This window comes from Leptolyngbya subtilissima AS-A7 (assembly GCF_039962255.1).
In the GTDB taxonomy this organism is placed as follows: domain Bacteria; phylum Cyanobacteriota; class Cyanobacteriia; order Phormidesmidales; family Phormidesmidaceae; genus Nodosilinea.
This window is the reverse complement of the sequence record NZ_JAMPKY010000001.1, coordinates 658,836-679,223: the sequence shown is the minus strand read 5'-3', so window position 1 is coordinate 679,223 and position 20,388 is coordinate 658,836. Positions and strand designations below refer to the sequence as shown.

At 58.0% G+C, this 20,388-nt stretch carries 23 protein-coding genes; 8 read left to right on the top strand and 15 right to left on the bottom strand.

Translation table 11 applies throughout. The annotated features are described in order from the left end of the window. The first annotated feature begins 6 nt into the window (after positions 1 to 6). Entirely contained in the window at positions 7 to 1,764 is a 1,758-nt protein-coding gene (locus NC979_RS03095) for a CHASE domain-containing sensor histidine kinase (RefSeq protein ID WP_199309014.1), read from the top strand. A 116-nt stretch (positions 1,765 to 1,880) separates the two neighbouring features. Here NC979_RS03095 and NC979_RS03090 read toward each other — a convergent pair whose 3' ends face one another. From NC979_RS03090 to NC979_RS03065, 6 genes are all read right to left on the bottom strand, one after another. Further along, on the bottom strand, positions 1,881 to 2,687 hold the full coding sequence (locus NC979_RS03090; RefSeq protein WP_190523619.1) for an ABC transporter permease: 807 nt from the start codon (positions 2,685 to 2,687) through the stop codon (positions 1,881 to 1,883). Beyond that, positions 2,684 to 3,478, bottom strand: coding sequence for an ABC transporter ATP-binding protein (locus tag NC979_RS03085; RefSeq protein WP_190523618.1), 795 nt, complete (start codon positions 3,476 to 3,478; stop codon positions 2,684 to 2,686). Before NC979_RS03085 ends, NC979_RS03090 begins: the two co-directional genes overlap by 4 nt. Positions 3,479 to 3,538: 60 nt before the next feature. Next, a complete protein-coding gene (locus tag NC979_RS03080; protein WP_190523617.1) occupies positions 3,539 to 4,555 on the bottom strand; it encodes an ABC transporter substrate-binding protein in 1,017 nt (338 codons plus the stop codon). 315 nt (positions 4,556 to 4,870) lie between these two features. After that, entirely contained in the window at positions 4,871 to 5,569 is a 699-nt protein-coding gene (locus tag NC979_RS03075; RefSeq protein ID WP_431191009.1) for a response regulator transcription factor, read from the bottom strand. Positions 5,570 to 5,924: 355 nt separating this feature from the next. Further along, complete coding sequence (locus NC979_RS03070; RefSeq protein WP_190523616.1) at positions 5,925 to 7,010, bottom strand: D-alanine--D-alanine ligase family protein; 1,086 nt, start codon at positions 7,008 to 7,010, stop codon at positions 5,925 to 5,927. 411 nt (positions 7,011 to 7,421) lie between these two features. Beyond that, positions 7,422 to 7,811: a VOC family protein gene (locus tag NC979_RS03065; RefSeq protein ID WP_199309013.1), complete on the bottom strand. Its 390-nt coding sequence runs from the start codon at positions 7,809 to 7,811 to the stop codon at positions 7,422 to 7,424. 106 nt (positions 7,812 to 7,917) lie between these two features. Between NC979_RS03065 and NC979_RS03060 the strand changes: the two genes are divergently transcribed. Beyond that, positions 7,918 to 8,199, top strand: a complete 282-nt coding sequence (locus NC979_RS03060; RefSeq protein WP_073608398.1) for a hypothetical protein — start codon at positions 7,918 to 7,920, stop codon at positions 8,197 to 8,199. Positions 8,200 to 8,417: 218 nt separating this feature from the next. Further along, positions 8,418 to 9,068, top strand: coding sequence for a glycerol-3-phosphate 1-O-acyltransferase PlsY (gene plsY, locus NC979_RS03055; RefSeq protein ID WP_190523614.1), 651 nt, complete (start codon positions 8,418 to 8,420; stop codon positions 9,066 to 9,068). 126 nt (positions 9,069 to 9,194) lie between these two features. Here the strand turns inward: plsY and NC979_RS03050 are convergent, their stop codons facing one another. Both NC979_RS03050 and NC979_RS03045 read right to left on the bottom strand, forming a co-directional pair. Further along, the gene (locus NC979_RS03050) at positions 9,195 to 9,809 is read right to left on the bottom strand and encodes a fasciclin domain-containing protein (RefSeq protein ID WP_190523612.1); all 615 of its coding nucleotides are present in this window, start codon (positions 9,807 to 9,809) and stop codon (positions 9,195 to 9,197) included. 226 nt (positions 9,810 to 10,035) lie between these two features. After that, positions 10,036 to 11,463, bottom strand: coding sequence for an MFS transporter (locus tag NC979_RS03045; RefSeq protein WP_190523610.1), 1,428 nt, complete (start codon positions 11,461 to 11,463; stop codon positions 10,036 to 10,038). Positions 11,464 to 11,596: 133 nt separating this feature from the next. Here NC979_RS03045 and NC979_RS03040 point away from each other — a divergent pair, with 133 nt between their 5' ends. The 4 genes from NC979_RS03040 to NC979_RS03025 all read left to right on the top strand — a co-directional run bounded on the left by NC979_RS03040 (position 11,597) and on the right by NC979_RS03025 (position 14,100). Continuing rightward, on the top strand, positions 11,597 to 12,283 hold the full coding sequence (locus tag NC979_RS03040; protein ID WP_190523608.1) for a hypothetical protein: 687 nt from the start codon (positions 11,597 to 11,599) through the stop codon (positions 12,281 to 12,283). A gap of 124 nt (positions 12,284 to 12,407) precedes the next feature. After that, entirely contained in the window at positions 12,408 to 12,743 is a 336-nt protein-coding gene (psb28, locus tag NC979_RS03035; RefSeq protein WP_190523606.1) for a photosystem II reaction center protein Psb28, read from the top strand. Positions 12,744 to 12,757: 14 nt separating this feature from the next. Next, positions 12,758 to 13,246 (top strand): MogA/MoaB family molybdenum cofactor biosynthesis protein, encoded by a 489-nt coding sequence (locus NC979_RS03030; RefSeq protein ID WP_190523604.1) that lies wholly within the window; start codon positions 12,758 to 12,760, stop codon positions 13,244 to 13,246. 23 nt (positions 13,247 to 13,269) lie between these two features. Next, positions 13,270 to 14,100, top strand: a complete 831-nt coding sequence (locus NC979_RS03025) for a DUF3598 family protein (RefSeq protein WP_190523602.1) — start codon at positions 13,270 to 13,272, stop codon at positions 14,098 to 14,100. 3 nt (positions 14,101 to 14,103) lie between these two features. On the opposite strand, the gene purD is transcribed toward NC979_RS03025, so the two are convergent. From purD to NC979_RS02990, 7 genes are all read right to left on the bottom strand, one after another. Beyond that, complete coding sequence (gene purD / locus NC979_RS03020) at positions 14,104 to 15,384, bottom strand: phosphoribosylamine--glycine ligase (RefSeq protein ID WP_190523600.1); 1,281 nt, start codon at positions 15,382 to 15,384, stop codon at positions 14,104 to 14,106. 152 nt (positions 15,385 to 15,536) lie between these two features. Then, positions 15,537 to 16,811 carry a hybrid sensor histidine kinase/response regulator gene (locus NC979_RS03015; protein ID WP_190523598.1) on the bottom strand — a complete coding sequence of 425 codons (1,275 nt, stop codon included), beginning with the start codon at positions 16,809 to 16,811 and terminating at the stop codon, positions 15,537 to 15,539. Between the two features lie 49 nt (positions 16,812 to 16,860). Next, a complete protein-coding gene (locus NC979_RS03010; protein WP_190523595.1) occupies positions 16,861 to 17,292 on the bottom strand; it encodes a response regulator in 432 nt (143 codons plus the stop codon). Between the two features lie 135 nt (positions 17,293 to 17,427). Then, a complete protein-coding gene (locus NC979_RS03005; protein ID WP_190523593.1) occupies positions 17,428 to 18,570 on the bottom strand; it encodes a DUF3326 domain-containing protein in 1,143 nt (380 codons plus the stop codon). Positions 18,571 to 18,581: 11 nt separating this feature from the next. Next, entirely contained in the window at positions 18,582 to 18,764 is a 183-nt protein-coding gene (locus NC979_RS03000) for a DUF8621 family protein (protein WP_190523591.1), read from the bottom strand. A gap of 146 nt (positions 18,765 to 18,910) precedes the next feature. Beyond that, positions 18,911 to 19,228 carry a 2Fe-2S iron-sulfur cluster-binding protein gene (locus tag NC979_RS02995; RefSeq protein ID WP_073608387.1) on the bottom strand — a complete coding sequence of 106 codons (318 nt, stop codon included), beginning with the start codon at positions 19,226 to 19,228 and terminating at the stop codon, positions 18,911 to 18,913. A gap of 134 nt (positions 19,229 to 19,362) precedes the next feature. Beyond that, entirely contained in the window at positions 19,363 to 19,662 is a 300-nt protein-coding gene (locus NC979_RS02990) for a hypothetical protein (protein ID WP_190524573.1), read from the bottom strand. 115 nt (positions 19,663 to 19,777) lie between these two features. Between NC979_RS02990 and NC979_RS02985 the strand changes: the two genes are divergently transcribed. Next, the gene (locus NC979_RS02985) at positions 19,778 to 20,365 is read left to right on the top strand and encodes a DUF2854 domain-containing protein (RefSeq protein ID WP_190523589.1); all 588 of its coding nucleotides are present in this window, start codon (positions 19,778 to 19,780) and stop codon (positions 20,363 to 20,365) included. Positions 20,366 to 20,388 lie beyond the last annotated feature (23 nt).

Genomic DNA, 20,388 nt, shown 5'->3' with positions numbered 1-20,388 from the left:
GCGGCTTTGAAAGACGTTTTTCCTAATTCTTCGGTGCGCTACCCAGTGATTATGGGACTCACCCTAGGCCTGGGCATCGGGCTATCGGTGGGAGCGGCTTGGCTGGTCAGTCAATGGGAGGCCTCGCGGCGACAGGCGCAGTTTCAGCAGCAAATCGAGAATCTGTCCACGGCGTTACAGCGCAGTCTCAACCGCTACACCGACGTGCTGACCTTTTTGTACAACTACTACCAGGTGGCCGAGGAACCTGTATCTCGCCAAGACTTCGCTAGGTTTGTGGCGCGATCGCTCTCCACCTACCCTGGCATTCAAGCGTTGGAGTGGGCTCCGCTCGTGCGCCAGGGCGATCGCGCCGCCTTTGAGGCCAGGGTGCAGGCCGAGGGCTATCCCGACTTTGAAATTACTGAATTATCGCCAGAAAATCGGCTACAGCGGGCCAAAGAGCGGGCAGAATACATTCCCGTCACCTACGTCGCGCCATTTCTCAACAATGAGGCGGCCTTGGGCTACGATCTCAGCTCCGGTGCTACGCGGGCCGCCGCCATTGCCCCGGCTCGGGCCAGCGGCAAAATCATGGCCACCGAGCGCATTCGCCTGGTGCAAGAGCCGCGCGACCAGTTTGGCTTTTTGGTGGTGCTGCCGCTCTACTCCAATGGGGTCGTGCCCCCCGATCAGCCAACCCGCGAGGCCAAGTTTTCCGGCATTTTGCTGGGGGTGTTTCGCGTGGCAGATGTAGTTGAGGAGGTGCTGCAACCGCTGAGCTATGAGATTGATTTTGCCCTCTATGACCAAAACGCTTCGTCAGAACAGCAGTTTTTGGGTCAGTACGAGGCGGCGGGCAAAACCGTAGTAGCCGGGCCAACCAGTTTGGTGCAACCCCACCCAGCAGTGTGCCCTCGCCCAGCAGACTGCACCCGCCTGCTGACCCTAGGCCAGCGCCAGTGGCAGGTGGTATTTGCCCCCGCTACCGCCTACGGCCTGCGCCGCAGCTACGGCGCACCGCTCACCCTGCTAACCGGGCTATTGCTAACCGGCAGCTTGGCTCTATTTCTGCACAACCTACAGGCCGAACTGGTTCGCACTCGGCAGCTTGGAGAGTTAAAACTGCGGTTCTTTTCCATGGCTTCCCACGAGCTGCGCACGCCCTTGAGCACCATTTTGCTGTCGGCAGAGTCGCTGCAAGAGGATGTGGCGCGATCGCAGGCAGGCTCGGCCCAGACCAAACTCGATCGCATTTTGCTCACGGCTCGGCACATGGGGCAGCAGATCGCCGACCTGCTCACCCTCACCCGAGCCGAGGCGGGCAAGCTGGAATTTAACCCGGTACTGCTAGACGCGGTTCAATTTTGCCAGCAGGTGATCGATGAGGTGCAGCCCCAGGTGAGTCAGTCCCTCAGCTTTAGCTACCCACCTGAGCCAATCAAAGCCTTTTGGGATCGGCGACTGGGGCAATCGCTGCTCACCAACCTGCTGCTCAACGCCGCCAACTATTCCTCTGAAGGTCAGCCCATCGAAGTTTTCCTGAGCTGCTGTGGCGAGATGGCGACGCTCACGGTGCGCGATCGCGGCCGGGGCATTCCTACCGCTGACCTTGCCTGTATTCGCGAGGCCTTTCAGCGGGGCAGCAACGTGGGCGACAGGCCTGGCAGCGGGCTGGGGTTAGCGATCGTTCACACAGCTGTCACCCTGCACCGAGGCACCTGGCACATCGACAGCGCCAAGGGCGAGGGTACCAGCGTAACGGTGCAGCTACCCCTAGAGTAAATCCACAAAAAAAGGCCAGGGTTGTCCTGGCCTCTCAAACCTCTTTCCATGTCAACGCTAGTATCCCCAGATGAGCCTGCTCACAAACACTAGCGGCGATCGCCCATCCAGTCTTTCTACTTACCGCTCCAGTGAATCACGCGCTTTTCGCCTAGCAAAAACAGCACGTTCAGCGCGTAGCCCAGCAGCCCAGTAATCAAAATCGATGCGTACATATCCTGCACATTCAGCACCTGCTGAGCGTCGATAATCCGTTTACCCAACCCCAGTTCTGTACCGATAAACATTTCCGCCACAATCACAATCACCAGGGCGATGCTGATGCCGCTGCGCAGGCCGATAAAGGTCTGCGGCAGGCTCTCCATCACCAGCACGTCTTTGAATACCTGCCAGCGGTTGGCCCCCATCACCTTAGCCGCCAAAATGCGCGACTGACGGGCATTCAGCACCCCGTAGGCGCTGTTAAACACAATCAGCAGCAGAGCACTAAAGGCAGCAATAATCACCTTCGAAAAATCGCTCACTCCAAAGAAAAGAATGAACATAGGAATCAGCGCGCTGGCCGGGGTCGAGCGAAAGAAGTCGATCAAAAATTCCACGCTGCGATAGAGCTTTTCAGAACTGCCCAGCAGCACCCCCAAGGGCACGCCCACCACCGCCGCCAGCGCAAAAGCGCTAAAGGTGCGCACCACGCTGGCAAAAAAGTCGGTGAACATATCCCCGGTGGTCATGGCGGTGACGAGAGTGCCCAAGGTGGCCCAGGGAGTGGGCAGCAGCACCGGGTTGACCCAGCCCGACACGGCGATTAACCACCAGAGACCAAACATTACCCCCACCCCCACTAGGGGCAACAATCGATCCAGATTTTGCAGGAACGGGCGGCCCATAGCGCGGCGCTGGGGTTTTAAGAGGGTAGTAGTCATTTGCGCATCTCCTGGCGAAAGATATCTAGGCAATGGCGGCTGGTCTCAATGAACTCTGGCGAAGATAGAGTGTCGAGGGTGCGGGGGCGCGGCGCGTTGAACGACACCATTTCCACTAGGCGGGTGGGGCGCTTGCTGAGCAGCAGCACCGTGTCGGCTAAAAACACCGCCTCTTCTAGGTTGTGCACCACCATAAACATGGGAATTTTGGTGGTCTCAAAAATCTCTTGGAGCTTGTCGCGCACAAATAGCGTGGTTTCAAAATCCAGCGCCGAGAAGGGCTCGTCTAAAAACAACACCTCTGGGTCGGCCACCAGCGCCCGCATGATCGAAATCAGCTGCTGTTGCCCCCCCGAAAAGCTGTAGGGGTAGCGCTTAAGATCGAGCTGAATGTTGAAAGTTTGAATTAGGGTTTCAACGCGATCGCGGCATTCCGCCTCGGGCACCCCCTTCACCCGCAGTGGGTAGGCAATGTTGTCAAAAGCGCTAAGCCAGGGCAGCATCGCCTCCCGGTAGTTCTGAAACACGTAGCCAATGCGGGCGCGGCGAATCGGCTTGTCGTGGATCAAAATTTCCCCTGAATCGAAGGGTGTGAGGCCGCTGATCATGTTGATCAGCGTCGATTTGCCGCAGCCGTTGGGGCCAAAGACCGACACCAGCTGGTTGCTGGGCAGATCGAGGTTGAAGTTGTCGTATAGAACGGCATTGCCGAAGGATTTGCAGAGTCCTTTGACTGAGACAAAGTGTTCAGGGGGTGCGATCGCTTGATTGGGTTGAGTATCGAGCATCATGGGTAGTCTTCTGCTTGCTGAAGAGTTTAAGTTGCTCTAAATCTGCTATGGGTTGTTGGCTTAAGCGGGTTTGTACATCAGCGCGGCTACATCAATGGGGCGCGAGAAAATTTTCTTTTCGGTCATGAAGTCGAAGTATTTTTGGAAATAGGCGATGTCTTCTGGGGTGAATTCGTCGTACATGGTGTAGCCCACCAGAGGCACCTTTTCTACCAACTCGCCCTCAATGGCGGTGTAGCCCGTGAGATACTGGCGCACCTCAGTGGGGTTGTCGCGAATGTCTTGCACGGCGCGGCGGTAGGCTTCGGCGTAGGCTGCTGTGGTCTCGGGATACTGCCCTACGAACTTGCTGCTGAGGGCAGCGGAACCTCCGAACCAGGGCGCTTTGGCATCACCCAGAATGTACTTCGACACGACACCGTTTTCGAGTACGCGGGTAATGCCCTTGACGGCCCCCACTGTGCCAGTGGGCTCTAGGGTGTAGGCGGCGTCAATTTGCCCCGATTCGATCGCCGCTACGTGCTGGCTAATCTCAAGCTGCTGCACCTTGGGGTCAGCTACCCCAGCAGCGTTGAGAATGGCTTCTGCGATCGCTAAATTTTGCGCCCCTGGCCCGGTAGCAAAGGCTTTGCCGTTGAGATCTTGAATTGTTTTAATATCGCTATCTTGTCCCACAATCACCTGATCGAGGACGTAATCAACGTTGCTGGGGTTAGAGGTCAGAATCTTAAACAGCCCCGGCGAGGTGATTTCTGCCAAGCCTAATGCCCCACTGGCGACACCATTGCCTGTGCCCTGCAACCGTCCGGCAATTAGTGCCTCAGCCACCTGGTTGGGGTTGGCAAATTTGACCGCTTCCACCTCTAAACCTGCCTCTTGAAAGTAGCCTTTTTCTACCGCTACGAACAGTGGCAGCCCTGATGCCACCGGCCAGAAACCGATCGCGATTTTACCCGGAGATTCACTGCCGTCCCCCTGGGCAACCTTTGACTGGGGCTGGCTACAGGCATGGGCGGCCACGGCCAACCCTGCCCCTACGCTGAGTTGAAGAAAATGTCGCCTGCAAATATTCACCATGGTTTTCACAAATTCCCAAAATTGCGATACGATTGCATCAACGGATACAGAAAATAATTAATACTTTCTAATCCAAGGAATAACTTGATGCCTAAACCGTTAGAACTTGGGAACTAAATCTACAGACTCAACGGGGAGTTTTTAAGGGTTAATTGGTGAAGGAACCGGGGAGAATATAGGCGGTTCCTTACAACAATAATTCTTATTAAAAAACCAGAGATTTTGAAAATCCCTAGATCTGGCTATGGTGATTTTTTTGAGTCGAGGCTAATTCCCTCTATGCACGCTGTAGACCTTGCCTTGGACGATCGCTCTCTACTCGATCGCCCTCAGTCGATACCCCAGCCCGTGCACCGTTTCAATTACATCCTTAGGGGCTCCAGCGGCCTTGAGCTTGGCGCGCAGGTTTTTGATATAGGTTTTGATGGTGTCTTCGCTGGGGGCTTCCTGCCAGGTCCAAATGTGCTCCAAGATCGCACTGCGGCTCAGCACCCGTCGCCCATAGCGCAGCAGCGCCTCCATCAGGGCAAACTCCTTCGGCGTGAGGTGAATGGGGGCGTGATTGTAGCTGACCTCATAGCTGCTGGGGTCGAGGATGAGGGCACCCCAGCTCAGCACTGGGGTAAAGCTGGTTTGGCCTCGCCGCAGTAGGGCGCGAACCTGGGCCAGCAGTTCTTCTAGATGAAAGGGTTTGACCATATAGGCATCGGCCCCGGCATCGAGGCCCATGACCTTGTCGGAGCTGGTGTCGCGGGCGGTGAGCATAAGCACAGGGGTGGTGAGACCGCGATCGCGCATCCGCCGACATAGCCCCATGCCATCGAGCTTCGGTAGAGTGACATCGAGCAAAATCAGGTCGTAGGCGATCGCGCTGATCTGGTTCCACCCGGCTTCGCCATCGCGGGCAAAGTCAACAATGTAGCGCTGAGCCAGCAAGATCTCGGCCAGGGAGTCGGCCAGGCGTCCGTCGTCTTCTACCAGCAAAACACGCATGAGGTTAGCCCCGGTGCCCATTTTAGGCACCCTCAAGGGTATGCTGCCCCAGGCCTTCCCCCTTGATTGTTATTTTTGATACAAAAGCCTCTGCTGTCGGCAGCGCCCCTAGGGTGAAAGCCACTCATTCTCAACAGCTGTGAAGTTGCAGCAGAGAATAGGGTGCAAGGCCTGGAGAATACCTAAATCCCGAAGCTTGGACGTTACCTCTAGTACTAGATCCGCATTACATAATCCCAAGTCTCAAAGGGTGGAACCGTAGGTGCGTAGGCGTAGCCGAGCCAGAGGCTCTATGGCATTCGCCCTTTTAAACCGAGGTTTAACCAAGCAGAGTTGGGTCTAAGCCGTCGTTGCCGGACGACTAAGCCGTGAACGCCTAGTTCTGAGCTGGGCTGCTGCCGGTGCGCTCAAATCCTAGCTGAATCAGGGTGTCTACCAGTTCCTCAAAGCCGACGCCGCTGGCCTCCCACATCATTGGGTACATGCTGGTAGCGGTGAACCCCGGCAGGGTGTTGATCTCGTTAATCAGCACCTCTCCAGTAGCTTCTACGTAAAAGAAATCGACTCGCGAGATGCCGGCAGCATCCACCGCCTGAAACGCCGTAATCGCCATCTCTTGAATACGGCGGGCGATCGCTTCGGGCACTTGGGCTGGAATAGTGTGCTGCGACTGGCCGCTGGTGTATTTGGTCTCGTAGTCGTAGAAATCGCTTTGAAAGGTGATTTCGCCCAGCACTGAAGCCTTGGGATTGTCGTTGCCCAGCACGGCGCACTCTACCTCACGGGCGACCACTCCGGTTTCGACGATAATGCGGCGATCGTAGCTGGCGGCATTGTCGAGAGCGGCCTCTAGCTCTTTGCGGTTGGTGGCTTTGGCAATGCCCACCGACGAGCCCAGGTTGGCGGGTTTGACAAAGCAGGGGTAGCCCAGCTCGGTTTCGATGCGATCGCACAGCTTCGGAAACACGCAGGGATTGGACCATACCTCTGCCCGGCTCACCGCCAGGTACTTCACCTGGGGCAGCCCGGCCTGGGCAAAGGCCGTTTTCATGGCAATTTTATCCATCCCCACCGCCGATCCCAGCACCCCAGCACCGACGTAGGGCTGCTGCATCAGGGTCAAGAGGCCCTGCACCGTGCCGTCTTCGCCGTTGGGACCGTGCAGCACCGGGAACCAAATGTCAATGTCAGCTATCTGATCAAACTGAGGTAGGCGATCGCGGGCGGTGGCGGCTGGCGCGTCGGGCATATCCTGGGGGGGCACACCAGCGGTCAGAACCGCCTCAGCGCTAGATCCAGCCTGCCAAACGCCGTCTTTGCGAATGTAGACCGGCAGCACGGTGTATTTTTGGGCATTGCTGCCGCTGGCCAGGGCGCGGGCGATCGCCTGAGCCGAGCGAATCGATACCTCGTGCTCCCCTGAGCAGCCGCCAAACAATAGCCCTACCGTTGCTGTTGCCATGTGGAGTTCCTCACCATCGCGCCAATTGCGGATAGGGTATCACAGCAGCGAGGCCACATAACTTGCCCCTAGTCTCAGGCAAAAATCAGGCAAAAAAAAGCCCTAGGATCCCTCCAGGTATCCCAGGGCTTAACAATCAGGGTGCATCTACCTTTCTCTAATACGAATGAGGTAGCCTCCATCCGGAAAATTGCCAAAAAGTTTGGGCCAGTCGGACGAGCTGTCCACCTAGGGCCTAGGCTCAGTAGATCACAAACATGCTTTCTTGCCGTAATTCAGCCCTCTCCCCCAGCCCCTCTCCCAGGGAGGAGAGGGGAGCAGGAATCAGACTTCAAAGTCCCTCTCCCAAGTTGGGAGAGGGATTTAGGGCGAGGGCTGCGGGGACTTTATGACCTACTAAAGCTATTCTGACTAAGCATCTGCCAGCACGCTCAGCTCGATTAAGTTGCCGTCAGGATCGCGAATGTAGATCGACAGCAGCATCCCTGTAGCCCCGGTACGCTGCACTGGCCCAGCGATAACAGGCACCCCATAGGTCTGGAGGTGGGCCAAGGCGGCGTCTAAGGAGCCGGTAATGAGAAAGCACAGATCTGCCGAGCCGGGTGTGGGTGCCTGGGCGTGGGGGGCAAAAGATGCCCCAGCCTGGTGGAGATTGATTTTTTGTTGGCCATAGCGAAGGGCATGGCGATCGCCACCAAAAGTCACCGCCGCCATGCCCAGCACAGTCTGGTAAAACTCACGGGTGCGGGAAATATCGGCCACGGTGAGCACCAGATGGTCGAGCGCTGCAATCTGAATCATGGGTCGGCCGATTTAACTATCATTGACGTTTAAATAGGTGAAGCCTGCGGCCAGTGGGTCGTCACGGTGCATAATGCCATTGATATATGGTGTGGCAGAGTGAGCGGTGAAATACTTTTTTCTTTCGGATGGTTGGGTGACGGGCCGGGTATGGGAGTTTGGTGGCCTGTGGAATGAGTTGGGTTGGCAGCGTAAGCCCCATATACGCCGCCTCAATTTGTCAATTCAAGAACAGGGGGAAACCCTCTGGCTTTATCAGGTTGAAGAGACCGTGCTGATGATCGAGGTTAAGCCCGAGGGCGTCACCAGCGAACCGATTGGGCAGGTGGTGCTGAAGCGATTGATTACGGCTGAGCAGGTGATCGAGCGCCTGTGCACCGTCAGTTAAGCAGCGGACGTTCCCGAGTACTTAGCCCTGCTGGATTGGTCAAGGCCACTTGGCCTGGCTCGTCCTTAGATTTCTCGCCGTCCCCCGATGTAGCGCCCCAATCCTCCTAGACTGGAATTGGTGAGCGGCATCCACAGCCTTTTAAAGGCAGACCGAGTGGGGGATGCTCTAAGTCGCACCATGTTTTGGGTTACACCACGTTTTAAGGACATAGGGCGTTGGCGGTTCTAGCAATTGTGCTGCTGTTAGCAGCGGCGTATCTCTTAGGCTCGATTCCCACTGGCTACCTGGTGGCTAAGGGAGTCAAGGGCATTGATATTCGGCAGCATGGCTCGGGGGGGACTGGGGCCACCAACGTGCTGCGAACCGTGGGTAAAGGGGCTGCGATCGCCGTCCTAGCGATCGATCTGCTCAAAGGGCTGCTAGCGGTGCTGCTGGTAGCGGCGGTCTGGCATCAAGTGGCAGCTCTAACGGCCCTAGATGCCCTCTGGCAGCCGTGGGTGGCGGTTGGGGCCGGGTTGTTGGCCCTGGTGGGCCACAGCAAGTCGGTGTGGATTAACTTTACCGGCGGCAAGTCGGTGGCTTCGGGGTTGGGAGTGCTAATCGGCCTAGCCTGGCCCGTGGCCCTGGGGGCAGCGATCGCCTTTGGCCTCTCCCTAGCCCTCAGCCGCATTGTGTCGCTGAGCTCGATAGTGGCGGCGATCGCGGCTGGCATTCTTATGGTTGTCACTGGCCAGCCCCTACCCTATGCGGTGCTAGGAGCACTGGGAGCGTCCTACGTGATTCTGCGCCACCGCAGCAATATCGATCGCCTCCTAGCTGGTACCGAACCGCGGCTAGGGCAGCAGTCTCCCGACCAAGGCAGCTAGCCCAACAGAGAAAATCCCTAGGAGATAACTTGGTTAAAAGTCGCTCCTAGGGATTGTTTAGGGAGTCAGAGAGTTGACAAGGTTGGGTCAGACACTACGCGCTAGCATCTGACCAATAAATTGACTCTAGAGAGTCAGACCGGGGGGCAGAATGACCTGGTCGATGGCGTGGATAACGCCGTTGCTGGCCTGGATGTCGGGGGTAACAACCATGGCTTCGTTGACCATGACTTCGCCGGTGGTGTCATCCACCTGAATGGAAACCGGAGTACCAGCGGCGGTAGGAACTTCGCCCGTGGTGACTTCAGCAGCGGGGACTGCATCTTCCAGCACGTGGTAGGTCAAGACCTGACGCAGCACGTCCTGGTTTTCGGGCAGCAGCAGCTTGTCTAGGGTACCTTCGGGCAGAGCTTCAAAAGCTTCGTTGGTGGGGGCAAACACCGTCACAGGGCCAGAGGCACTGAGCGTCTCGGTGAGGTCAGCAGCTTCAATAGCTTCGGCGAGAATGCTGAAATCTTCGTCACTGGCGGCCACATCCACTACGGTGTCGCCTTCGGCAGTGGTGCTTTCAGCTGTGGGGTCAGTTGCAGTAGTGGGCTCTTCGGTGGTTGTGGGGGCCTGCCCAACCTCTGTCTCAGCTGTAGGCTCAGAAGCGCCACAGGCAGCTAGCAGAGCCGCAGCACCCACGCTGGCCAAACCAACCATCCACCGCTTTGTCTGAGAGGAACGCAAAATAGCCATCAAAAACAATCCTTACACTCAAAACTGCATGCACAAAAGTGCGAAATCGGGGGCGAGGGCAGCGCTTTCAAGCAGCGCCCAAAGCACTTTACATACCTTAACGGCGCCTCTAAGGCTCTCCCTCCCCCAATAGGTAGAAACGAACTCTGGCAGCGGCGGCCAACAATCTACCTTAGGGAAGATGACGTCATACGAAAAATTCTTGGCTTTAGGGCCAGCGATGCGGTTAGGCCCCAGGGGCAGAGGGGTCTGAGCCAGGGTTGGCCTCGTTGTCAAACCGCTGCTGGCGCTGCTGCTGTAGGGCCAATAAAATTTGCTGATGGCGATCGCGATTGATCGGGTAACGGTAGCAAAACCAAAGCCCCACTATCAGTAGCAGCGCCGGTAATGGACCAATCAGCAAACGGATGGCGTTGAGAGCAGCGACGGGCTGGGTGTCGGTATTAGCCGCGTAGCCGGTCAAGCTCAACAGCTGACCAGAGATAAACAGCGCCATGGCTAGCCCCAGCTTTTGCAGAAATACCAAGGCGCTGAAGTACAGCCCTTCCCGGCGCAGGCCGGTGTTGAGTTCATCGAGGTCAATCACGTCGGGTAGCATCGCAAAGGGCACCATGTAGAGGGTAGCTACCCCCATGCCCGCAATCACACCCAGGGTATACATCCAGACCACCTGGCCAGGCTGCACCGTAGCTAGACCAGCAAGGGCGATCGCCGCCAGGGGTGCCCCCGTTAAAAACACCGTGCGCTTGCCCGTGCGTTTAGCCACCCAGTCCCACACCCAGAGCATAGCGATCGCGGTTCCCTGCACCGCCAGGGCCATTTGGGCAAAGTGAGTCGCCGGCAAGCCCATCCAGGCACCAACAAAATAGGGCAGCATAGCGGCGGTCACCTGCACGCTCATCCAGCCGCAGAGGTAGAGACCTAACACTTCTCGAAAGGCCGCGTTACTAAACACGCTGCGCAGCTGGGTCAGCAGCGCTGGAGAGTGGTGGCCCCCTGTTAGCGGCGGGCGACTTTGCTGCACCTGCCAATAGCGGCGGTAGGTGCCCGCTACGCATAGGCCAATAATCACCACCGCCAAACTGGCTGAGAGTAATCCCAAAATGAAGAACTGCCGAGCCGGGTCGGCCACCCGGGCAAACACCACCTGGGCCATGACCAAGGCTAAAATGCTGGCCCCAATACTAAAGGCCGATTTCATACCGATTAAGTCGGTGCGTTCGTCGTAGTCGTCAGACAGTTCGGCGGCCAAGGCCGTGTAGGGCAACTGCACGGCGGTAAAAGCAGCAAAGGCAAAGAGCGACAGCACAATGTAATAGGCAAATACCCCCCACTGACTCGCAAAAGGGGGCACCATCCACAGCAGCACCGAACAGATCGCCATGGGAATTACCCCGCCCAGCATCCAGGGATAGCGCCGGCCGGCTGGCGACACGGTGCGATCGCTCAGCCAACCGATCAGCGGGTCGTCAATGGCATCCCACGCGCGGCCAAACAGCAGCACCGAGCCTGCTAGAGCCGGGCTCAGCCCCGCCACGGTGGTAAAAAAATACAGCACAAAAAACGCTGACAGGCTGGCGGGCACCGATGCCGCTAACTCCCCCACGCCGTAGAACACTTTTACCGAAATAGGCAGGGGCGGTAGCTTAGCCAACGAGCAGGACTCCAGGTCAACAGGGGATTATCATGCCATAGGTTTAACTGGGATAGCGGTTTTTCGGTGGTTGGGGCGATCGGGCAACGCGATAAGATAGCGGCGACATTGTTTAGCGGGTGATAGAGCCACCATGACAACCCAAACAAAGGTTGCAACGGCGCTGCTGCTAGTCATGGGGCTGGTCAGTGCCTGCGATCGCCAACCTCCAACCGCCACCTCTGCCCCCCTCACTACCCCCGTCGCCGAAGGACCACCGCCGCCCCCCGAAGGCGCTTTTTTGGCCCAGATGTCGCCCACCCAAACCAGCCAGCTCACCAGTCTAGGGATTGAGGTGGTGGTGCCAGGGCAGGTGCCGCCATCCTTTGCGATCGTGGAAATGCGGGTTGACTCAAGCGATTCCGGCCCTGGGTACCTGGTGGTCTACCAAAGCAATGCCTCAGAAGGAGCGGCCCCTGGCCAAGGCAGTCAGTGCTTTGCCGTCGAGTTTGCCGCTCAGGGCATTGGCGACTCCCCCGCCACCGAAAGCCGCTTGCCTATTCAGCCGCCGCTGTTTGACGACCAAGACTACGGCCTCCACTATGGCCCCTATACCGATGCCAATCTGCGAGCCGAGTTCCCTGACTCAAACCTGTTCACCGACTGGATGATAGGCCTTTCTGGCGCTTACCGACTGGTGGGGGCGACCTACATTGGCGACCTATTTGAGTCGCTCCAGGCCTGCGAAGATGTCAGCCCCGAGGAAGCCGTGGCCCTGGCCGAATCGTTCACGGTACTGACCGCCGATCCGATGGCTGAGCCCCCCGACAGCACTCCTTGAAGCTACTGGGTGGGGCAGCCTGATCCTGCGACTGCGGCAGAGTTGATCCCCGCGTCAGCTCCAGTTCCGGTATCGTGCGAGAATGAATTTTTATAAATGGCAATCTTAGATTAGGACGTTTGGCATGGCCGAGATTCAATTTGCCCGTGGCGTTGCAGAACCAGTGATTCCCGATGTGCGGCTCACCCGCGCCAAGGATGGCTCCGACGGTACGGCCACCTTCTACTTTGACCATCCCCAGGCGCTCTCCCAGCAGGAAGGGGTGGAGATCACCGGTATGTACCTGGTCGACGAGGAGGGCGAGTTGGTCAGCCGCGAGGTCAATGGTCGGTTTGTTAACGGTGAACCAGCCGGCATCGAGGCCACCTACATCATGAGAAGCGAAGCCGAGTGGGATCGCTTTATGCGGTTTATGAACCGCTACGCTGAGCAAAACGGGTTGGGCTTTACCAAGAGCTAGGTGCCACCCCAACCATGGCCCATCCCCCGGCATTAGGCAGACCGGTGCGCTGCGCGGTAGTCACCGTGAGCGACACCCGCACCGTCGAGAGCGATCGCAGCGGGCAACTCCTGCAAACCCTGCTGGCCGAGGCGGGCCACCAGGTGAGCGACTATCGCATCGTCCCCGACGAGCCGCAGCAGATTCGCCCGCTGTGCCAGACCTTGGCCGCGCAGGTTGACTGCATCATTCTCACCGGGGGAACGGGAATTGCCCCTCGCGACACTACCTACGATGCGATCGCCGCCCTGCTAGAGAAAACCCTGCCGGGGTTTGGGGAAATCTTTCGCTATCTCAGCTTTCAGGAAATTGGCTCCCGCGCCATAGCCTCTCGCGCTGTAGCTGGGGTTTATCAAGCCACTCTAGTTTTCTCGCTACCGGGGTCTAGCAAAGCGGTGACCCTGGCTATGGAGGCGCTGATTTTGCCGGAGTTGCCTCACCTGGTTAGCCTGATGCAAGCCTGACGCTACCGTTTATTTACCGCACTATGACCTCGGCTTCGACTCAGTGGGCGCGTTTACTCAAAAACCAAGGCACCTGGGTGGGCTCGTTTACCCAAGTGTCGCCGACGAGGGAAATTTTGCAGGATACGCCCTCGGAGGTGGCGCTGATCCCGCTGAACGAGGGCAACACCATGCGCCAGGAGATTCGCAAGCGCCCCCCTGGCCAGCCCCCTAGCGAAACGGTGTTGGAATACAGTTCCCTGGGGCGGGGAGTGCTGTTTTGCGAGACCGGTGCTTTTTCCCAGGGGTCGATGCAGCGCAGCCCGGTGAGCGAGTTTGGGGCCGAGCTGGGCCTGATCCACGGCAGCGAGCGCCTGCGCGTAGCCCAGGTGTTTCCTCGGCAGCCCACTCTCGGCAGCCTGACACTCATCCGAGAGCATTTGGTCGGCACCGAACCCACCCCGCGCCCCACGCTCACGGTGGATCAGCTAATTGGCACCTGGGTAGGAGAGGCAACCACAGTATTTCCTGACTGGCAGCCCCAGCGATCGATGGCGACTCGGTTAGAAATTCAGCCGGGGGGCGATCGCGCTATTACCCAAACCCTCACCTTTGGCAACAGCCCCGCCATTCAGTCCCAGGGCCAGCTAGTGGGCTCGACCGTGCGGTTTGAGCAGGGCAGCCAGCCAGTGACCGTCCTACTTTTACCGGCGGGAGCTTCGGCTACTTTCCCCACCGAGATTCAGTCGGGGCAGCCGCTGTTTTTAGAAGCAGGCTGGCTAATTACGCCAACTCTGCGGCAGCGATTAATTCGCACTTACGACGATCGAGGCACCTGGGAAAGCCTGACGCTGGTGACTGAGGAAAAAACTTAGCCCCTAGCTGTTCAAGTTTTTGACTCGGTAGCCGATGTCGCGGCGGTAATACATGCCCTCAAAGCAAATTTTGTCGATCGCCTCGTAGGCATTGGCGATCGCCGCCTCAAAGGTTTCGCCCAGACCCGTCACCCCCAGCACTCGTCCGCCATCGGCGATAATGCTGTTGCCCCGGCGGCGAGTGCCCGCGTGAAACACCAGCGCTCCGGTGGCGGCGGCTTCCTCAAAACCGACGATTTCCATGCCTTTTGGATATTTGTCGGGGTAACCCTCGGCGGCCACCACCACGCAGGCGGCGGCTTCCGGCTTCCATTTCAGCTCTAGGGTGTCGAGCCGCCCTTCAATGCAGGCGAGCATCACCTGCTCCAGCGGAGTTTCGAGCAGGGGCAGCACGGCCTGGGTCTCGGGATCGCCTAGGCGACAGTTAAACTCCACCACTTTGGGCTCGCCCTCAGGCGTAATCATCAGCCCCGCGTAGAGAATGCCGCGATAGTCGATGCCGCGACGGCGCAGGGTAGCGATCGCCGGCTCTAGCACCTCCTTTTGCACCCGCTCCATAATGGCAGGGGTCACCACCGGAGTAGGGGCATAGGCTCCCATGCCGCCCGTGTTGGGGCCGGTGTCGCCCTCGCCAATGGCCTTGTGGTCTTGGGCAGGCACCAGGGGGCGAATGGTATGCCCATCGGTGATGGCCAAGACCGAAGCCTCCTGGCCGGTCATAAATTCTTCGATCACCACCTGGTGGCCGGCGATCCCAAACTTGCCGCTAAACGCATCTTTGACGGCTTGAGTGGCCTCATCTAGGGTGTGGGCCACAGTGACGCCCTTGCCCGCCGCTAGCCCGTCAGCCTTCACCACGATCGGGGCACCCTGCTGCTCTAGGTAGGCCAGGGCGGCCGCTTCTTTTTCAAAAACCTCGGCTTTGGCGGTGGGAATGCCCGCCTCAACCATCAGCGCCTTGGCCCAGGCCTTGCTGGCCTCAATCTGCGCCCCCGCTCGGCAGGGGCCAAATACCTTGAGTCCCTGCTCTTGCAGATAGTCGGTAATTCCCTCGGCCAGAGGCTGTTCGGGGCCAACCACAACCAGCTCTAGGTTGTTGACCAGGGCAAAGCGAGCAATGCCCTCAAAGTCAGTGGCGGCCATGGCCAGGTTGCGGCAGTGGGGTAGGGTAGCGGTGCCGCCGTTGCCCGGCACGCAGACCACCTCAGTAATTTTGGGCGATCGCAGCAGCGACCAGGCCAGGGTATGTTCACGGCCACCGCTGCCGACCACAAGAGCTTTCACAGGCAATTTTCCAAAAATGCGAACCTTATTTTCCCACGTTGCCACCGTAAATGGATGGTGGCTTTACTCAGGGTGGATAGATGCTTTAGATCCCAAACCGCTGGGGTGTTCGTCCATGCTTTGAACCCCTCTTTGGCAGACCTGGCCCTATCTTACTCCGTGTGTAGGCTCAGGGTCAGCGGTTGAGCAGCTAGATCAGTATCTAGGCTAAAGGTTTCTGGCGGCAGTGAAATTTGCCGAGGCAGCGTGACGACAAAGGTTGTTCCCTGCCCCTGCTTGCTGTTGACGACAATGGTGCCGCCCATGATGCCAACCAGCGACTGGACAATGGCCAATCCCAGCCCGGTGCCGGGGCGCTGGCGACGAATGGTTTGGTCAACCTGGCGAAACGCCTCAAAAATGTGGGGCAACTGCTCTTCGGCAATGCCAATGCCGGTATCGGCCACGGTGAGAGAAATCTGATCAGAGGCTGTCTCTGTGAGGGTGATGTGCACTTGGCCTCGATCGGTAAACTTGATGGCGTTGGATACCAGGTTGGTGAGCACCTGGCGCAGCCGGTGTTCGTCGTTCACCACTATGGGGTTATTGAGCTGGAGGGTGCTTTTTAAGGTGAGGGCTTTGCCGTCAGCCAGCGATCGCAAGTCTAACAACGTCGTCTGCACCAGGTTGTGGAGATTCACCTGGGTCAGGTTCAGCGTCAGCCGCTGGGCCTCTAGCTTAGAGAGATCAAGAATGTCGTTCACCAGGTTGAGCAAGTTCTTGCCGTTGGTGAAAATGCGCTTGATCATCTCGGCTTGATGGGAGGTTAGAGGCCCCTTCGACTGGCTATCGAGAATCTGCGAAAACCCCAAGATCGCGTTCAGCGGCGTACGCAGCTCGTGGGACATAGTGGCCAAAAACTCAGACTTAACCCGGTAGGCCTCTAGCAGCTTGAGGTTCTGGTCTTCAATGTAGCGACGCTGGCGCTCTAACTCTTCGTTTTGCTGGGTGAGCAGCTTGTTGGTTTGCTGAAGCTGGGCCATAACTTTGGCCTCTCGCCGCTCCGCTTCGTACATGCGCAGGGCATTGCGCAGCAGCAGCGCTAGGCGATCGGGCGACACTCGGGTCTTAACGAGGTAATCGCTAGCGCCAGCCTTCATCAGGTCGACGGCAATTTGCTCATCGCCCTGGCCAGTCAGCACCACCAGCGGAATGCTTACACCCTCGGCCCGCCACTGACGGATCAGCGACAGACCGTCTTGCTCGGGCAGGCGGTAGTCTAGAAAAACGCAGTCGTAGGTACGGCTTTTGAGGTTGGCGATCGCCTGCTCGGCACTGGTTACCTCAGTGACTTCAACTGGTAAGTCGGCACGAGCTAGAGCGCGGCAGATGGCCATGCGATCGACAGCATCGTCATCCACTAACAAAATTTCTAGCACTTTGCCCATCCGCTCAGTACCTGATTCTGCTACCCATGGCGGATTCCAGTAGGTCTGGTTATGGAATCTCACACAACGCCCAGTACTGGTTGAGAGCCGCCACCACATCTGCAAAGGTAGCAAAGGTGACTGGCTTTAAGATATATCCGGCTACGTTCAATCGGTAAGCCTCAAGCCGATCTTGGTCGGCATCAGAGGTGGTCAGTACGACGACTGGCGTAGACTTCAGCGATTCATCCTGACGCAGTTCTTGCAGGAACTCTAGCCCGTTCATTTTGGGCATGTTGATATCGAGCAGCACCAGACGGCGATGCTCTGGCACTGACGGTGGACTAGAGTCGCTACCGCGCAGCATGTTGAGCGCTGCCAGCCCGTTGTTAGCGACATACAGAGGATTCTCGATGCGGTTGCGCTTGAAGGCCCGCTGAACGTTCATTACATCCACTTCATCGTCTTCGACGAGCAGAACGTTGACGGTACGCTTTGTCATGACATGCTCCTGCGACGATAGCGGAGGTTCAATCGCATTAGCGGTGGCACCAAGGCGTGCCCCTAGGGGGTTGATACCATGGGCGATCGGTAGCCTTTTTTCCACAATAGATTGACAGTAGGATGTTAGGCCCGCTCAACCTCCTCCAGGTGAAATTGTAGAAACTGGAGAGATGTTTTCTATCTGCCCAAAGGAAGAACCCGCTTGGAGAGAGCCCAAAGCCTGAATTTGCGGCACCTGGGCGGTCAGCGCTTGAGGATGTACGCCCGCCCGATGGGCCGCCAGTAGCCCCACCGCCTCTAGGTAAGACGACACCCGCACCGCCGGTATGCCGAGAGCTTCGGGGCTGACATCGAGGGCGGTGGAGTTGGCTTCGACGGCGATCGCCAGCGATCGCCGCCCTAGACTCAGCAGGGCACTGCCCCCGCAGGCGCTGGCAGGCACCACAATGGCGTCAACCTGGTCAGCCCAGAGAGTGGGGCCGGACTGTCCCAGGGTTGGCCCGGTCACGAACTGTGGCGCTCGGCTCAGCCCCGCCAGCACACAGGGCAAAAACGTATAGCCCAGTTCCTCGGCCGCAGACTTTGGCGAAATCGACGGATCTAGCGGCAGCGGGCTCAGGGCTGGGGCGTGGGCGCAAGGCACTTGCAGGGTGCGCACCACCAGATGGCTAATCACCGCCTCGGCTCCCGCCAAGGGGTCTACGCCGTGGCCCTGGCGATAGTCTTGCAGGGTCTCAGCATCGGTGTCTTCAGGAAAGCGGGCTACTACGGCGATCGCATTGGCTCCAGCGGCGATCGCCCGCTCTGCCGCCCGCAGCAAACTGTCGGGCCGACCAATTGTGCCCCAGGTTGCTCCCGATGCCGCCCTTCGCAGCTCCACCCCCAAGGGTGCATCGGTAACAACGTAATCGGTCAAATCTAAGCCCAAGGTGGCCCGAGCCGCATCCGCCGCTTGCAGATGTCGCCAGCGCAGGTCATCTTCAATCGCCGCATCCAGCACCAGGCCAATGCGATTGCGATGCACCGGGCGCAATCCCCAGCGCCCAGCAGCAAACTGATCTAGCCCGTAGCCCTCGACGTAGCAGGCGTTGGGCAGCGGCCAGTAGAGCTGCGCCCCGTTCATCACGTTGGGGTGGGTGATTAAGGTATCGACTACTGAGGCGATCGCCCGCGCCACCGGCAGCGCATCCCCCGCATAGCCGCCCACCGCTGCCCCAATGCCAGTGGGCACCACCAGCACCGCAGTATAAGGACGCCGACTCGGATTGGCATTCATAGCAGCTCAGACTAGGCTTGCGTAGTGACTACCGCTTCCACCGTAGCGGTTTGAGTAGCTGGGTTTACTTGAGTAATCGCCCAGCGCAGGGGTTCGCCCCGCTTAGCCAGGGCCGCTTCAATCATCCCCACTAGGTCCTCCTGAGCATCTCCCAGATTGATGTTCAGAGTAATAAAGTGAGTGGCTAACGCCATCATTTACCCAAAAAAGAGCGATTTTGCCTTGTGTATGGTGGGCAGTGCCCAGCGCTAAAGCATTGCGGAGACAGAAGAACCCCAAGTAGGAGGGGATAACTGCTTTCAGAAACCAGCTTAATGGTGGGCATTGCCCACCCTACGGTCTAACCCTGGCCAAATTGTTTTTGGTAGACAATATCTTCTTTCTCAGTCTCAAGCTTGATGTCTGAGCGCGGGAAGGCGACGCACAGCAGCGCGTAGCCTTCAGCCTGCAGTTCGGTGCTCACCCCCATGCCTTCACTCTGATCGACCTCGCCCTCTAGCACTAAAGCAGCGCAGGTCGTGCACACCCCCGCTCCACAGGAGGTCGGCAAGTCTAGCCCCACCGCGTGGGCCGCCGCCAGAATAGTTTGGTCTTCCGGAACGGTAATGGTTTGAGTGGTGCCCTGGTGATGAATTTCGACAGAGTAGCTGGTGGCCATAGCAAGTTGACGGAAGTTTAGGTGAGTAGTTGAAAGAACAGTCGCCAGTCCATGTCAGACCCTTGAGCTTTCCTACCGGCAAAACTCAGTCTCTAAACCGGGATAGGGCGAATTGCAATCCAAATCTCAACCTATCATCCCACCGGAAAGGTACGGTCAAATTCTTCTAGCAGATCGTCCATTTCCTCGATCGCCTGGTTAACGTCGATGCGCAGGGTGCCGAGATCAGGCTGCTCCAGCAACTGAATTAGCGCCTCTCGCTTAGAGCGAATGGTGGCAATGCGATCGCGAATCATCTGCAGTTCCATAACGTCCCCCTGAAGATTGTGGCCTAGGTTATCCTTCGACAGCATAAACAACTTTGTAGCGGGATGGGGATGGGTGGATGGGTAGGCGGGTGGATGGGTAGGCGGGTAGGTGCCCAACTCATCCACCTATCCACACATCCACCCATCCACTCGCCCACCCGCCCACTATCCGCCCCCTCCCTACCTTTCTCACCCACAAGGCGGCATGATAGTCAGAAGTAATCTTTCCACCGAGGGTTGTATGCTGGGGCGAATTAAGTTGGGGCGAATTAACCTGAGTCTGGTGCTGCTGGCGGTGGGCGGGGTGCTCACCATCGTCGGGTTTGTAGCCTACTTTCAAGACAACTCCACCCTCAACCTGGTCGGTTTCTTCTACGGCATTCCTGTATTGCTGGGCGGGTTAGCGCTGCGGGCCGCTGAGCTGGAGCCTGTGCCCTATACCCAGCCCACCTCGCCGGAGGTGACAAAGCTGCGCGAAGAGCAGGCTACCTCTACTCAAAATCAGGTGCGCCTCGACGTGACCCGCTACCGCTACGGCCAGGAAGCCCACCTCGATGTCGCACTACAAAAGCTAGGGCTGAGCCCCTCAGGGCAGGAGTGTCCTGAACTCAGCGGGCTGCATGAGACCGAGGTCGACGGCAACTATGCTCTGGTGCTGGAGTTTGACTCATCCATGGTGCCTTTTTCTACCTGGGTGGAGAAGAAAGCCAAAATTGAGTCGTTCTTTGGCCCTAACATACGCGCCGAACTCAGCCAGCCCACTGAAGACCAAGTGAATTTGGCGTTGGTTACTCTGCTAGAACCGGCTCCCGCTCCGGTAGAAGCCTAGTTACTAATGGTTGATGTCCGAGT

Bases quoted from the DNA above. Each gene is read 5' to 3' on its own strand.
- NC979_RS03070 (WP_190523616.1), bottom strand. From the start codon at position 7,010: ATGGCAACAGCAACGGTAGGGCTATTGTTTGGCGGCTGCTCAGGGGAG.
- NC979_RS03015 (WP_190523598.1), bottom strand. From the start codon at position 16,811: ATGGGCAAAGTGCTAGAAATTTTGTTAGTGGATGACGATGCTGTCGAT.
- NC979_RS03065 (WP_199309013.1), bottom strand. From the start codon at position 7,811: ATGATTCAGATTGCAGCGCTCGACCATCTGGTGCTCACCGTGGCCGAT.
- NC979_RS03000 (WP_190523591.1), bottom strand. From the start codon at position 18,764: ATGGCGTTAGCCACTCACTTTATTACTCTGAACATCAATCTGGGAGAT.
- NC979_RS03005 (WP_190523593.1), bottom strand. From the start codon at position 18,570: ATGAATGCCAATCCGAGTCGGCGTCCTTATACTGCGGTGCTGGTGGTG.
- NC979_RS03030 (WP_190523604.1), top strand. From the start codon at position 12,758: ATGGCCCATCCCCCGGCATTAGGCAGACCGGTGCGCTGCGCGGTAGTC.
- NC979_RS03075 (WP_431191009.1), bottom strand. From the start codon at position 5,569: ATGGGCACCGGGGCTAACCTCATGCGTGTTTTGCTGGTAGAAGACGAC.
- NC979_RS03090 (WP_190523619.1), bottom strand. From the start codon at position 2,687: ATGACTACTACCCTCTTAAAACCCCAGCGCCGCGCTATGGGCCGCCCG.
- NC979_RS03010 (WP_190523595.1), bottom strand. From the start codon at position 17,292: ATGACAAAGCGTACCGTCAACGTTCTGCTCGTCGAAGACGATGAAGTG.
- NC979_RS03040 (WP_190523608.1), top strand. From the start codon at position 11,597: ATGACAACCCAAACAAAGGTTGCAACGGCGCTGCTGCTAGTCATGGGG.
- NC979_RS02995 (WP_073608387.1), bottom strand. From the start codon at position 19,228: ATGGCCACCAGCTACTCTGTCGAAATTCATCACCAGGGCACCACTCAA.
- NC979_RS02985 (WP_190523589.1), top strand. From the start codon at position 19,778: ATGCTGGGGCGAATTAAGTTGGGGCGAATTAACCTGAGTCTGGTGCTG.
- NC979_RS03085 (WP_190523618.1), bottom strand. From the start codon at position 3,478: ATGATGCTCGATACTCAACCCAATCAAGCGATCGCACCCCCTGAACAC.
- NC979_RS03080 (WP_190523617.1), bottom strand. From the start codon at position 4,555: ATGGTGAATATTTGCAGGCGACATTTTCTTCAACTCAGCGTAGGGGCA.
- NC979_RS03025 (WP_190523602.1), top strand. From the start codon at position 13,270: ATGACCTCGGCTTCGACTCAGTGGGCGCGTTTACTCAAAAACCAAGGC.
- NC979_RS03050 (WP_190523612.1), bottom strand. From the start codon at position 9,809: ATGGCTATTTTGCGTTCCTCTCAGACAAAGCGGTGGATGGTTGGTTTG.
- psb28 (WP_190523606.1), top strand. From the start codon at position 12,408: ATGGCCGAGATTCAATTTGCCCGTGGCGTTGCAGAACCAGTGATTCCC.